The sequence below is a fragment of the Arthrobacter sp. FW306-05-C genome (assembly GCF_021801725.1).
In the GTDB taxonomy this organism is placed as follows: domain Bacteria; phylum Actinomycetota; class Actinomycetes; order Actinomycetales; family Micrococcaceae; genus Arthrobacter.
This window is the reverse complement of sequence record NZ_CP084556.1, coordinates 287,955-300,692: the sequence shown is the minus strand read 5'-3', so window position 1 is coordinate 300,692 and position 12,738 is coordinate 287,955. Positions and strand designations below refer to the sequence as shown.

Here is a 12,738-nt window from a genome sequence, read left to right as displayed (position 1 = left end):
CCTACAGCTGGGCGGCTGCCATTTTGTAGCATAGCTTTCCGGCCAGCTCCTGTGGCTTGATCCACGCCTCGTAGCCTTCGTCGGCAGTAAAGAGGGTCCTCCCACCGGCCGCATCGGCGGCTAGCCACAGGGCGGCGGGGCGGGTCATGGCGTCATCCACCACGCCCGCGCGTACCACCCGCGAGTCCTTCCGGATTTCCACGGGTACCCCGATCAGTCGGATCCAGTCGTAGTAGGGGAACGGTTTCATGGCACTCCTTTAGGCCCGGGGGCTAGCAGCCCTCGAAGTCCGTGAGGACCTTGACCTTGCCCGCGGAGGCCGAGGAAGGGTCGAACGTATAGCCGATCCATTTCCGCGCAAGCCGGCGGGCGAGTTCGATGCCCACCACGCGCTGGCCCATCGTCAGCAACTGGCAGTCGTTGGACAGGATGGAGCGTTCAACGGAGAAGGAGTCATGCGCCGGGGCGGCGCGGATGCCGTCCACCTTATTGGCGGGAATGGCGACGCCCATCCCGGTGCCGCAGAAGAGGTTGGCGTGGTCGGCCTTACCGTCCCGGATCATCTCCCCGGCAGCGATGCCCACATACGGGTAAGGCTTGGTGAAGTGGCCCGGGGCGTCGGTGCGGTTGACCCCGATGTCGATGACCTCACTGACGCGGGAGTCGTCGCGCATGTCCGCCAGGACCCTGTCCTGGTAGTCGACGCCCGCTTCGTCCGCGCCGACAATGAGCCGCAGCCCCATGGCTTGTCCTTCCGTCGTCATCATTTTGCCGCCGCCGTTGCCGCTGCAGCCTGGCTTCCGTTGCCTGCTGCGGTACCTGTGACATGGGGGCCGATCACGGCGAAGACCATGGCCAGCGAGGTGGCTCCGGGATCGGGCGTGCCCAAGCTCTTTTCGGCCAGGGGGCGGGCGCGGCCCTTGAGGGGCAGGAGATCGGCAGTGGCTTCCGCTGCTGCGGCGGATTCCCGTGCCGCCGTTTCCCAGGCCTGCACAGGCGCCACGCCCTTGGCTGCTTCACGGCTAAAGGCGGCGACGAAGGGCAGAAGGGCGTCCACCATCGTCTTGTCACCGATTTCGGCTTTGCCCAGCTGCACGATCCGGTCTGCGAACGCTGACACCCCTGCCGCGAGGGCCGCCCCGTCCGACCCAGTGCTGTTGCCCACCGTTTCGCCGAAGGCCCGCAGCCCCGCTCCCCAGAGGATGCCGGAAGTGCCGCCGGCCTTGTCGGCCCAGGCGTCCCCGGCTGCAGCCAGGACGTCGCCTGCCCCTGCACCGTCACCGAGTGGCGAGGCTGCCGCGGCAGTTGCCGCGTCCACCCCGCGGACCATGCCGCGGCCGTGGTCGCCGTCGTCGGCGATGGCGTCCATCCGGCCCAGCCGTTCTTCGGCGTCGTGCAGTGAAGCCCGGGCGGCCGCAATGGCCTCAACGCACGCGGCTGCGTACCTGCGGGAGGCGTCCGTGGCAACGAACGCCGCTTCGGAGGCGCCGCCGTCGGACATTTCCTCTCCGGACGGCGCCGCCGGGAACCTGCCGGACCAGGTCCGAGTGGGCATCGCAGAAACCGGCCAGGGCTTCCTCGGCGAACTCCCAGGGGTCATTGAAGATCTTTGTCACGGTGAGCTCTCCGGCATCCGCGGTGTTGTCTGGGCAGAGTTAGTCAGGGCAAGCGCTGTTGCAGGCCGGGCTGCTAGTGGATGTGGCTGCCGCCGTTGATGTCGATGGTGGTGCCGGTGAGGTACGCGGAGTCCTCGGAGGACAGGAAGGTGATCACGGAGGCAACCTCTTCGGTGGTGGCGTTCCGGCCCAGCGGGATGCCGGCGTTGATGGCAGCTTCCTGTTCCTCGGTGCTGCCTACGCGGATGTTGGTGTCTACGGCTCCCGGGGTGATGGCGTTGACGGTGACGCCGGTTTCGCCGATTTCACGGGCGAGTGCCTTGGTGAAGCCAAGGATTGCTGCCTTCGCCGCGGAGTAGGGGACCTTGCCGAAGACGCCGCCGCCGCGCTGGGCGGACACGGACGACATGTTCACGATCCGGCCCCAGCCGTTGGCGATCATGTCCGGCAGGAATGCCTTGGTTACCAGGTAGGTGCCGGTGGCGTTGACGTCCATGACCTTGTGCCACAGCTCAAGGGTGGTTTCCAGGAAGGGGATGGGTGAGGTGATGCCCGCGATGTTGGCCAGGGCGCCGACCGGGGGCAGGTTGCCGGCAGCGACCTCGGCGGCAACGGCAGCCTGGGCAGCGGTGACGGAGACTTCGTTGGCGACGTCGATCTCGTGGCCGAAGGCGGGGACGTTATATTCGTTGCCGATTTCGGCTGCGACCTTGGCGGACTTCTCGCCGTCGAGGTCCAGGATGACGATGCCCCAGCCTTCGCGGGCGTAACGGCGGGCGGTGGTGATGCCGATGCCGCGATCGGAGGTGGCTCCGGTGAGGACGGCGGTGCGCTGGATGGTGGCCATGGTGGTACTCCTTGAATTGTTTTGGTGGATCGATTGCTCCCTACCGGCTCCCAACCTTCGCAAGCTCAGGTCGGGACCCTTGCCGGCAGGGGCCCACGTAGCTGCCGTTATGAAGCGTCAAAACGACAGCTATGGAGCAATGGATGGTCAGAGAAGGTCGGTGATGAAGCTGGCCGCCTTGGCGGCAGCGGCCGGGCGTTCGTCGTTGGTGACGTCCCGGGTTTCCAGTTCGAGCGAGAAGTGCCCCGCGTACCCGTCGGCCGCGAGCCGCTTCAGGCCGCTGGCAAAGTCGGCGTTCCCGTTGCCGATGCTGAGATTGATGTTCCCCGGCACGGCGTCGCGCAGGTGGACGTGGCGGACCCGGCCGGAGTGCCGGTCCAGGTACGCGTCGATGTCCTCGCCGGCCGCCACGATGTGGCTGAAGTCCATGACGATTCCGACGCCGGATCCCGCCAGGCGGTCAGCCAGCAGTCCTGCACGCTCCAGGTTCCAGCAGAACCGGAGGAAGTGCAGCGATTCGGTCCAGATTTCGACGCCGAATTCGGCAGCGCGCCGGCCGGCACCAATGAGCTGGGCGGCGACGAGGTCCAGGTCCGCCTCCTCGCTGCGGACGGGGGCGTGGTCCAGGCCGCCGCAAGGCAGGACGAGTGCCTTGGCACCGATGTTGGACGTGAGCGTCAGCAAGGCGTCGAGGTGGCGTCCCCGGGCGGCCTTCGCTTCGGCGTCGAGGACTGCGTTCAGGTCCCCGATGTCCCCGTTCACAGAGCGCACGCGCAGGCCGGATGCATTTACTTCCGCCGAAACCGCTGCTACTGCCGCCGGGTCGAGTTCATAGGGAACGTGGTTGCAAACCCCCGGGAGGGCGCCCAGGTCGATTTCTTCGAAACCCAGTTCCTTGATGGTGCGCAGGGCGTGGCCCAGGTCCTGATGCCGGAAGCTGATGGATGAGCAACCGAGTCTGGAATGGAACATCATTGATCCTCTGGTTCGTGCCGGGCTTTAGTAATGGGCACCACAGTAAGCAGGTAGACTGTCAACAGTCAACTCCGGAAGTTGACTGTTGACAGTGGAAATGATCTGGGTCACACTGGGACGTACCATTTGTTAACAGTCGACAGCGGCGACCGCCTACAGCCGCTTTTCGAAAGGGAACCACCATGAGCAAAGATGCTCTGACCATGCGCGGCCCGGTCCACGGCACCAAGGACGCCCGGCGAGTTGCCATCGGATCCGGCGTGGGGGCCGTGATTGAGACGTATGACTTCATCGGCTTCGGCACCGCTGCCGCACTGTATTTCGGAACTGCATTCTTCCCCGGAAGCGATCCCGTTACGGGCACCCTCGCTTCCTTCGCCACCCTTGGCGTCGGCTTCGCGGCCCGTCCCCTGGGCGGCATCATTGGCGGCCATCTGGGCGACAAGGTGGGACGGAAGCCCGTACTGGTGGCTTCCCTCATCCTGATGGGCCTGGCCACCTTCGCCATTGGCCTGCTCCCCACCTACGCGGCGGTTGGACTGCTCGCTCCGGCACTGCTGGTCTTCGTCCGCATTGTCCAGGGCTTGGCCTTCGGCGCTGAATGGGGTGGCGCAATCCTGATGAGCTACGAGCACGCGCCATGGAAGGCCAAGGGCAAGTTCACCGGCATCGTCCAGGCCGGCTTCCCCGTCGGCCTGCTGCTGGCAAACCTGACCTTCCTGTTCAGCGTCCAGCTCGGCGGCGAGCTCGCCTGGCGCATCCCGTTCCTCGCCAGCATCCTGCTGGTCATCGTGGGGCTAGTCATCCGTTCCAAGGTTCCCGAGTCCCCCGTTTTCGACGAGGTCAAGGACAGTGGCGCCATCGTAAAGGCCCCCATCGTCGAGGTCATCAAGACCGACTGGCGCAACATCGTCAAGGGCATCGGCCTGCGCATCGCTGAAACAGCCGGCTACGCCGTGTCCATCACCTACATGATTTCCTACATCAACAGCCAGCACCTGGCCGACAAGAGCCAGACGCTCATCGCCCTCTGCATCGCCTCTGCCATCGGCATTTTCGCCACCCAAGCCTGGGCTGCCCTCACGGACCGCATCGGCCGCCGCCCCCTGTACGTGTGGTCCACCGCCTTTGCCGCCCTGTTTGCCATCCCGATGTTCCTGCTGGTCAACACCGGTCTGTTCATCGCCATCATCCTCACCATCGTGATCTCCTACGCGGTCTGCCAGAATTCTCTGGCCGGTGCCCAGGGTGCCTGGTTCCCGGAGCTTTTCCAGGCCAAGACCCGCGCCTCCGGCGCCAGCCTGGCCTACCAGATCTCGGCCATGGTGTCCGGCTTCACCCCGTTCATCACCACCCTGCTGTTCGTCAGCTTCGGCTGGATGGGCCCGGCACTGCTCTTCGGCGCCTATGCCCTGATCGGTCTCTGGGCCGCCGTCGCCACCCGGGAAACCTGGGGCAAGCGGGAACGCGAGCTGGCCGACGAAGCCACCAAAAGCACCCCCAACACCGTCAACGCCTGAATGACAGCCCCGCACGAAACAACCACGGAGCAACTAATGCCTACAGACACCGTCCATGACGCCGCCCCGCAGGGAGAGATACTGCAGACTGCAGTGTCCCCGGAACGGGTGGACAAGATCAGCGCCGCCGCGTACCGCATCCGGCACCACGCCCTGACCATGGGTGAGGTGCAGGGCCAGGGCTATGTAGGCCAGGCCCTGGGCGCCGCCGACATGCTCGCTGCGGTGTATGGAGACCAGCTCCGGTTCCGCCCCGAGGACCCGCGCTGGGAGGCACGCGACCGGTTCCTGCTCTCCACCGGCCACTACGCGATCGGCCACTACGCGGCCCTTGCCGAGGCCGGCGTGGTGCCGGTGGAGGAACTCGAAACCTACGGCTCGGATTACTCGCGACTGCCGATGTCCGGGATGTCCACCTACACCCCCGGTATGGAAATCTCCGGCGGGTCCTTGGGCCACGGCCTGACCATCGCCGTCGGCTTGGCATTGGGCCTGCGGTACCAGGGCTCGGACGCACGGGTGTTCAACTTCCTCTCGGACGGTGAACTGGACGAGGGCTCCACGTGGGAGGCGGCCATGGGTGCGCACCACCACCAGCTGGGCAACCTCACCGCCATGGTGGACATCAACGCCCTGCAGGCCGACGGCAAGACGGATACGGTGCTGCGCACCGAGCCCGTGACCGAGAAGTGGGAATCGTTTGGCTGGTACACCCAGCGTGTTGACGGGAACGACGTCGTAGCGCTGCTGGCAGCGTTCGACAACGCAGCTGCCCAGGCCGCCGCCGTCGGACGTCCCTCCGTGATCCTGTGCGACACGAAGGTGGGCCGCGGCGTGCCGCTGCTGGAAAACCGCGAAAAGGCGCACTTCATGCGCATCGAAGAACACGAATGGCAGATCTGCCGCGAGCAGCTCACCGCCGGATATGAAGGAAAGGCTTCAGCATGAGCACCACCACGGAGGCCCCCGACACCGCAGCAGCCGCTGCAACACCCGCGAAGCCGAAGCTGAAGACCTCGGCGATGATCGCATCGTTCGCCGACCCCGGCCAGAAGACCTCCAACGCCCCGTTCGGGCATGCCCTGGTCAAGGCCGCCCAGGAGAACGACAAGATCGTGGGCCTGACCGCGGACCTGGGCAAGTACACGGACATGCACATCTTCGCCAAGGCCTTCCCGGAGCGGTTCTTCCAGATGGGCATGGCTGAGCAGCTGCTCTTCGGCGCCGCCGCCGGACTGGCCGAGTCCGGGTTGGTGCCGTTCGCGTCCACCTACTCGGTGTTCGCCGCCCGCCGCGCCTACGACTTCCTCTGCCTGGACGCGGCGGAGCCGAACCTGAACGTCAACATCGTCGGCGGCCTGCCCGGCCTGACCACCGGGTACGGCCCCAGCCACCAGGCCACCGAGGACATGGCGATCTTCCGCGGCATGCCCAACCTGACCATCGTGGACCCCTGCGACTCGATCGACATCGAACAGGCCGTCCCGCAGCTTGCTGCGTCGGAAGGTCCTACCTATCTGCGTCTGCTGCGCGGCAACGTGCCCACCGTGCTGGACGAGTACGACTACACGTTCGAACTGGGCAAGGCCAAGGTCCTGCGCGGCGGCAATGACGTGGTGTTCATCTCCTCCGGCCTGATGACCATGCGCGCCCTCCAGGCAGCCAAGGCGCTGGAGGCACACAACGTGGACGTCGCCGTCGTGCACACCCCCACCATCAAGCCGTTCGACGCCGGGACCGTCCTTAAGGAGATCAACACGGATCGCCTCACCGTCACCCTGGAGAACCACTCCGTGGTGGGCGGTTTGTTCGAAACTGTTGCCTCCGCCGTCGTCACCGCCGGTGTGGGCAAGCGCGTGGTGCCCGTGGCGCTGCCGGACCAGTTCCTGGACGCCGGCGCCCTTCCCACCCTGCACGATCGGTACGGCCTGGCCGTGGACCGCATTGTGGCCAAAGTCCTCGCCGAACTCGGCTAAGGCAGGCAACCAATGGAGATAGCACGGCACTGGTCCTAAGCCGGTGCCGTGCTTTCTGCCGTAATATCGAATCCACTACCGACTGTAAACAGTCGACTTATGACATTGAGGACAGAAGCCATGGCCGGACTGACCGCCCCGCTGCTGGGACTGGAAAAGAAAAGCCTGCGCGAGCAGGCACTCTCCGCGCTGCGCACCGCCATCACCAGCGGGGAGCTGGAACCCGGCCGGCATCTGGTGGAGACGGAACTGTCCGAGATGCTGCAGATCAGCCGAGGCACCCTCCGCGAGGCACTGCGACAGCTGGAGCAGGAGGGGCTGCTGTCCGCCGGGCCCCGGGGCAGGCTGTCCGTCCGCCACCTGGATGAGAAAGAAATCCGGGACATCTACGCCGTCCGCGCCGCGTTGGAGTCCCTGGCCGCCCGGACGCTCTGCGAGCTCCCCGACCGGAAGCACGTCACCGAATCACTGCACAAAGCGATCGACGCCATGACGGACGCCACCAACGGAAGCCTGGAGGAACGGATCGAGTCCGACCTCGAGTTCCACCGCACCCTCTGCCGGCTTACCGGCAACGAAACGCTCCTCCACTCCTGGGAGTCGCTGGAGGGCTCCATCCGGATGTCCATCATGTTCGCGGGCCTGGAAAAAGGCGTCAGCAACATGAGCGTGGACCGCCACAAGGACATCGTGGCCGCCATCGACACCGGGGACGCCGGCCTGGCCCGGAAGACCATCCTGGAACACATGGACACCGCAGCCGCCAACCTGGTGGCGTAACCCCGTCCCACCTGCCCATTTGGGAATCCCAGCGCCCTCCCGCCCGTTAACTTACTGAGCGGTAAACAGCCGCAGCGCTTAACGAGGGATGGTATGACCGCAAAGTTTGTGTCAGTTGAGGACGACGCCGGGAAGGTCACCCGGTATGCCCGCCATGACAACGGCGGTGGGCTCATCGCTCCGGGAGCCAGGGTGGCGGACAGCGCCCGCGTCGGCCCCATGACGTACGTGGAACATGGCGCCCAGGTGGGTCCCGGCTGCCGTATTGGGCACGGCAGCTGGATCGATCGTGACGCCACCATCGGGGACCGGACGGTGATCGGCGACGGGGTGCGGATCGGCCGGGGCACGGTGATCGGCAACCGCGTGCATATTGGCAGCCATTCACGGATCGGCTCCAGCGTTCTGATTGAGCACGGTGTCCACCTGGACACCGACAGCACCGTGCCCGATGGCAGCGAGGTCCTCGCCGGCGCGCACTCCCGCCTGGCACCGGCAAAGCACCGGCAGCACCGCAAGCACAAGAGCGGGATGGCTGCCTGAGCCGGGCCGGTTTTCAGGGGCGGCCTGAAGTGCGGCGGCAGGAACTCCGGTAGATCAGCAGGCAGTGCTTCCGCGCACCACCAGTTCCGCGGGATAGATGACCGGTTCCAGCTGCTCCCCCGGGTTCTCAATGGCGCGGATCAATAGTTGGCCTGCTTGCTTGGCAATCTCCATCATCGGATGGGCCACCGTGGTGAGCCCAAGGCCGTTTGCTGCCTGGATGTCGTGGTTGTCGAACCCCACGACCGCTACATCCTCCGGCACCCGTCGCCCTGCGACGCGAAGAGTGTCCACGACGCCAAGCGCCATAAGATCGGATGCAGCGAAGACCCCATCCAGCTCCGGCGCCTGGGCGAAGAGGTTGCGCGCCGCCTCGGCGCCGCCCGCCGTCGTGAAATCCCCGTGGACAACGGGTGCTGCCTGCAGCCCCGCTTCCTTGAGCCCCTGCAGCCACCCTTCCAGACGGTCGACGGCGGCTGTCATGTCCGTAGGTCCAGCAACGGTCGCGAGGTGGATGCGCCCTTTGCCGGCCAGGTGCCGCGCCGCCAGCCGTCCGCCTTCGAAGCTGTCGAGGTCCACGAAGGGAAGGCCGGAACCGGTATTCCAGGGCCTGCCGATGAAAACCGTGGGCAGGCCGATGGTTCCCAGGGTCTCAACCCAGTCGTCCGCTCGGTGGTGGGACACCACGATGGCGCCGTCCACGTGCCCGCCGCGCAGGTACCGCAGGGTCCGTGCCGAGTCATCCCCTGCCCTGGACATCAGCAGCACCAACTGCATGTCCGTATCGCGGAGCGCATCATTGACTCCGGTGATCACGGCTGCGAAGTACGGGTCCATCATGACCCGGGCGTCCGGCTCCGGAATGACCAGCGCCACCGACGCCGTGCGCCGCGTGACCAGGCTCCTTGCAGCCTGGTTGGGCGTGTACCCCAAAGCCACGATTGCGGCTTCAACGGCGGCTTTGGCTTCCGGGCTCACCTTCAAGCCGCCGTTGATTGCACGGGAGGCAGTGGAGCGCGATACTCCGGCGGCAGTGGCCAGATCCTCCAGCGTTGGACTTTGCCGCCCCGCCTTGGCAAGGACGGGGCGACTGGTCTTTTCGTTCATTACACAGACAATACGACACCCGGCTCCGAAGATAACCCATCCACGTTTTCAGCTGTTACCTCGTTGGAATCGGCAACTTCGGAGTACCACAATGCGCTGGCTTTCGGTGTGCGCTCCTGGGTCTGGTAGTCCACCCGGACCAGCCCAAAACGCTGGTGGTAGCCGAAGGACCATTCAAAGTTGTCCAGCAGGGACCATGCCAGGTAGCCGCGTACGTCCACGCCGTCGGTGATGGCCCCATGCACTGCCTGCAGGTGGGCGGCGAAGAATGCGAGCCGGTCCTGGTCGTCCACGTAACCCGCCGCATTCGGCACATCATCGTAGGCCGCCCCGTTCTCGGTGATGTAGACCGGAACTCGCGCCGGGCCGGTGTACTCCGCCTGCAGCCGGTTCAGCAGCCGGCGCAGCCCTTCGGGCTGGACCTCCCAGCCCATCCCCGTGACGGGAAGGCCGCGCGGCACCGAGCGTGCACCATCGGCGGCCACGAACGGCGAGGACGTGGGCCTGGCGGCCGCCGCCGGCTTCTGCCCTTCCTGCAGCACCGCCTCTTCAGGATCCTTGGTCACGGACTCCCCGTGGTAGTAATTCACGCCGAGCAGGTCCAAGGGAGCGGAGATGATGTCCAGGTCCCCCTCCCGCACCACGTCAGCGAGGCCAAGGTGGGCCACATCCGCCAAGAGATCCGCCGGGTACTCCGCCTTGAACAGCGGGTCAAGGAAGATCCGGTTGAACTGGCCATCGATCCGCCTGGCGCCGTCACGGTCACTGCCGCTGCCGGGATCCCGGGGATCTGCGACCGTCAGGTTCAGGGTGATGCCCAGGGAGGCGTCCGCATCCCTCCGGCGGAGCTCACGGGTTGCCAGCCCGTGGCCAAGCATGAGGTGGTGGGCCGCGGCAAGTGCGGCCCGGGGTTCCTGCCGTCCGGGAGCGTGGATGCCGGCCGCGTAGCCAAGGAATGCCGAGCACCACGGCTCGTTCAGCGTTGTCCAGAACCGGACCCGGTCCCCCAGCGCCTCGTGCATCACTGCGGCGTACTCGGCAAAGCGGTAGGCAGTGTCCCGGTTGGCCCAGCCGCCCTTGTCCTCGAGCGCCTGGGGCAGGTCCCAGTGGTAGAGGGTCAGCCAAGGGGTGATTCCTGCCGCGAGCAGTTCATCCACCAGGCGGGAGTAGAAGGCGATGCCTTCCGGGTTGGGGGTGACGCCGTCGGGCATGCATCGCGCCCATGAGGTGGAGAACCTGTAGGCCTTCATGTTCAGGTGCTGCATGAGCGCTACGTCCTGTTCGTAGCGCCGGTAGTGGTCACAGGCCACGTCGCCGTTGTGGCCGTCCGCCACGGCGCCGGGCACACGGGCGAAGGTGTCCCAGATCGAGTCCTTCCTGCCGCCGTCGTGGGCGGAGCCTTCGATCTGGTAGGCGGCCGTTGCCGCCCCCCAGAGGAAGCCTTGGGGAAACGGAAGTGCGGTGGAACTCATCCTTTTACTGCTCCTTGCATAATTCCTGATACGAGTTGCCGGCCTGCCGCGATGAACAGGAGCAAGAGTGGGACGGTAGCGAGGACCGCGCCGGCGAGAACCACTGAATAGTCAACGAAGTGGGCCGCCTGGAGCAGCTGCAGTGCCACCGGGAGGGTGGGGTTTGAGGGGTCGAGGACAATGAAGGGCCAGAAGAAGTTCGTCCAGGTGGCCACGAACGTAAACAGGGCAAGCATCGCCGCGGCGGGCCGCGCCGCGGGAAATCCGACGTGCCAGAAGGCCTGGATCATTGATGCGCCGTCCATGCGGACCGCCTCGATCAGCTCGTCCGGCAGGGCGTCGCGAAGGTACTGCGTCATCCAGAACACCCCGAAGGCCGTGACGAGGCCCGGAATGATGACAGCCCACAGCGAACCCGTCCAGCCGAGCTTGGACATCACGATGAACAGCGGGACAACGCCCAGCTGGGTGGGAACCGCCATGGTGGCGATCACGAAGACCAGCAGTGCCTTGTTGCCGCGGAAACGAAGCTTGGCGAAAGCGAATCCGGCAAGGGTGGAAAACACGACGACGGACGCTGCCGTCACACCCGAGACGATCAGGCTGTTGCCCATCGCCTTCCAGAACGGGATGCTGTCAAAGACTTTCGCCGCATTGGCCAGGAAGTTTCCACCGGGCAGCAGCGGGATGCCGCGGCTGAGGACGGTGTTGTCGTGGCTGCCCACCAGGAAGGACCAGTACAGCGGGAAGACCGAGGCGAGGAGGACTGCCCCCAGGAAACCGTAGGTGAGGAAGCCCGGCCGCCGGGCGCCGCCGAACCCGGCCCTGCCGTTCCCGCCCTTTCGGCGCCGGGCCGCCGCGCGGGCGGCACCCTTGCCGGCAGTCTGTTCGATCATGGGAATGGAGCTCACTTGCGGCCTCCCTGGCTGGCTATGCGCTTGGTGATGACGAAGTTGAGCAATGCAATCAGCACGATGATCAGGAAGAGCAGCCACGCCACGGCGGAGGCCCTGCCGAAGTTCCGCTGGCCCCAGCCGAGCTCCCAGATGTACATGGTGAGCGTCTGCCACTGCCGGTCCGCGCCGCCCAGGCCGGACTGGTCGAAGACCCTGGGCTCGTCGAAGATCTGGAGCCCGCCAATGGTGGAGGTGATCACGACGAAGATGGCGGTGGGGCGAAGCATGGGCACGGTCACCGAGAAGAACTGCCGCAGCCGGCCGGCACCGTCGATCGTTGCCGCTTCGAACACATCGCGGGGGATCGCCTGCATGGCGGCCAGGAAAATCAGGGCGTTGTACCCCGTCCACCGGAAGTTGACCATCGTGGCAATGGCCGCATGGCTCGCCAGCGAGTCGGAGTGCCACCGGACCGGGTCAAGCCCTACTGCCTTCAGCATCTCGTTGATCAGCCCGAACTGGTCTGCAAAGAGGTTGTTGAAGATCAGCCCCACCGCCACCGGCGCGACGACGAACGGCACCAGGACCCCCATCCGCCAGAACGTCCTGGCCCTCAGGTTCGCGTCCAGCACCGCCGCGATCACCAGTGCGAGGAAAACCTGGGGAACCGAGGAAAGGACGAAGATGCTGAAGGTGTTGCCCACAGCGTTCCAGAAGTACGGCTGGGCTACGACGAAGGCGTAGTTGTCCAGCCCCGCGAACTTTCCCTGCCCGCCGATGAGGTTCCAGTTGTGGAGCGAAACCCATGCCGAGTATGCCAGCGGGAAGAGGCCCGTGACCGCAAACAGGAGGAAGAACGGGGAGATGTAGAGGTAGGGGGACAGCTTGACATCCCATTTGGAAACCCGCCGGGAGAGTGCGAGCCGCCGGACGTTCTTCCCGTCATTCCCGGCGTTGGGGCTGCGCCCGGCTGGGGGCGTTATGACCCGGTCGGTGACAGCCATGG

The 12,738-nt window shown here is 65.8% G+C and carries 14 protein-coding genes; 5 read left to right on the top strand and 9 right to left on the bottom strand.

What is annotated here, in order from left to right:
- Position 1: 1 nt before the first annotated feature.
- The 5 genes from LFT44_RS01480 to LFT44_RS01460 all read right to left on the bottom strand — a co-directional run bounded on the left by LFT44_RS01480 (position 2) and on the right by LFT44_RS01460 (position 3,435).
- Complete coding sequence (locus tag LFT44_RS01480; RefSeq protein ID WP_236800684.1) at positions 2–250, bottom strand: hypothetical protein; 249 nt, start codon at positions 248–250, stop codon at positions 2–4.
- A 22-nt stretch (positions 251–272) separates the two neighbouring features.
- Positions 273–764 (bottom strand): RpiB/LacA/LacB family sugar-phosphate isomerase, encoded by a 492-nt coding sequence (locus tag LFT44_RS01475; RefSeq protein WP_272910844.1) that lies wholly within the window; start codon positions 762–764, stop codon positions 273–275.
- Positions 764–1,555 carry a DAK2 domain-containing protein gene (locus LFT44_RS01470; protein ID WP_373462172.1) on the bottom strand — a complete coding sequence of 264 codons (792 nt, stop codon included), beginning with the start codon at positions 1,553–1,555 and terminating at the stop codon, positions 764–766. Before LFT44_RS01470 ends, LFT44_RS01475 begins: the two co-directional genes overlap by 1 nt.
- A gap of 134 nt (positions 1,556–1,689) precedes the next feature.
- On the bottom strand, positions 1,690–2,463 hold the full coding sequence (locus LFT44_RS01465; protein ID WP_236800682.1) for an SDR family NAD(P)-dependent oxidoreductase: 774 nt from the start codon (positions 2,461–2,463) through the stop codon (positions 1,690–1,692).
- Positions 2,464–2,610: 147 nt separating this feature from the next.
- A complete protein-coding gene (locus LFT44_RS01460) occupies positions 2,611–3,435 on the bottom strand; it encodes a sugar phosphate isomerase/epimerase family protein (RefSeq protein WP_236802987.1) in 825 nt (274 codons plus the stop codon).
- Between the two features lie 185 nt (positions 3,436–3,620).
- On the opposite strand from LFT44_RS01460, the gene LFT44_RS01455 reads away from it, so the two are divergent.
- The 5 genes from LFT44_RS01455 (at position 3,621) to LFT44_RS01435 (ending at position 8,257) form a co-directional block, all read left to right on the top strand.
- Positions 3,621–4,958 carry an MFS transporter gene (locus LFT44_RS01455; RefSeq protein ID WP_236800681.1) on the top strand — a complete coding sequence of 446 codons (1,338 nt, stop codon included), beginning with the start codon at positions 3,621–3,623 and terminating at the stop codon, positions 4,956–4,958.
- A gap of 36 nt (positions 4,959–4,994) precedes the next feature.
- Positions 4,995–5,906 (top strand): transketolase, encoded by a 912-nt coding sequence (locus LFT44_RS01450; RefSeq protein WP_236800680.1) that lies wholly within the window; start codon positions 4,995–4,997, stop codon positions 5,904–5,906.
- Complete coding sequence (locus LFT44_RS01445) at positions 5,903–6,934, top strand: transketolase family protein (protein ID WP_236800678.1); 1,032 nt, start codon at positions 5,903–5,905, stop codon at positions 6,932–6,934. The genes LFT44_RS01450 and LFT44_RS01445 overlap by 4 nt, the downstream gene beginning before the upstream one ends.
- 120 nt (positions 6,935–7,054) lie before the next feature.
- Entirely contained in the window at positions 7,055–7,714 is a 660-nt protein-coding gene (locus tag LFT44_RS01440; RefSeq protein WP_236802986.1) for a GntR family transcriptional regulator, read from the top strand.
- Positions 7,715–7,807: 93 nt separating this feature from the next.
- Positions 7,808–8,257 (top strand): transferase, encoded by a 450-nt coding sequence (locus LFT44_RS01435; RefSeq protein ID WP_236800676.1) that lies wholly within the window; start codon positions 7,808–7,810, stop codon positions 8,255–8,257.
- 54 nt (positions 8,258–8,311) lie between these two features.
- Here LFT44_RS01435 and LFT44_RS01430 read toward each other — a convergent pair whose 3' ends face one another.
- The 4 genes from LFT44_RS01430 to LFT44_RS01415 are packed head-to-tail and all read right to left on the bottom strand — an operon-like array spanning position 8,312 to position 12,736.
- A complete protein-coding gene (locus LFT44_RS01430) occupies positions 8,312–9,364 on the bottom strand; it encodes a LacI family DNA-binding transcriptional regulator (RefSeq protein ID WP_236800674.1) in 1,053 nt (350 codons plus the stop codon).
- Complete coding sequence (locus LFT44_RS01425) at positions 9,364–10,836, bottom strand: glycoside hydrolase family 1 protein (RefSeq protein WP_236800673.1); 1,473 nt, start codon at positions 10,834–10,836, stop codon at positions 9,364–9,366. The genes LFT44_RS01430 and LFT44_RS01425 overlap by 1 nt, the downstream gene beginning before the upstream one ends.
- Positions 10,833–11,747 (bottom strand): carbohydrate ABC transporter permease, encoded by a 915-nt coding sequence (locus tag LFT44_RS01420; protein ID WP_236800672.1) that lies wholly within the window; start codon positions 11,745–11,747, stop codon positions 10,833–10,835. Before LFT44_RS01420 ends, LFT44_RS01425 begins: the two co-directional genes overlap by 4 nt.
- Positions 11,744–12,736: a carbohydrate ABC transporter permease gene (locus LFT44_RS01415; RefSeq protein ID WP_236800671.1), complete on the bottom strand. Its 993-nt coding sequence runs from the start codon at positions 12,734–12,736 to the stop codon at positions 11,744–11,746. The genes LFT44_RS01420 and LFT44_RS01415 overlap by 4 nt, the downstream gene beginning before the upstream one ends.
- Positions 12,737–12,738 lie beyond the last annotated feature (2 nt).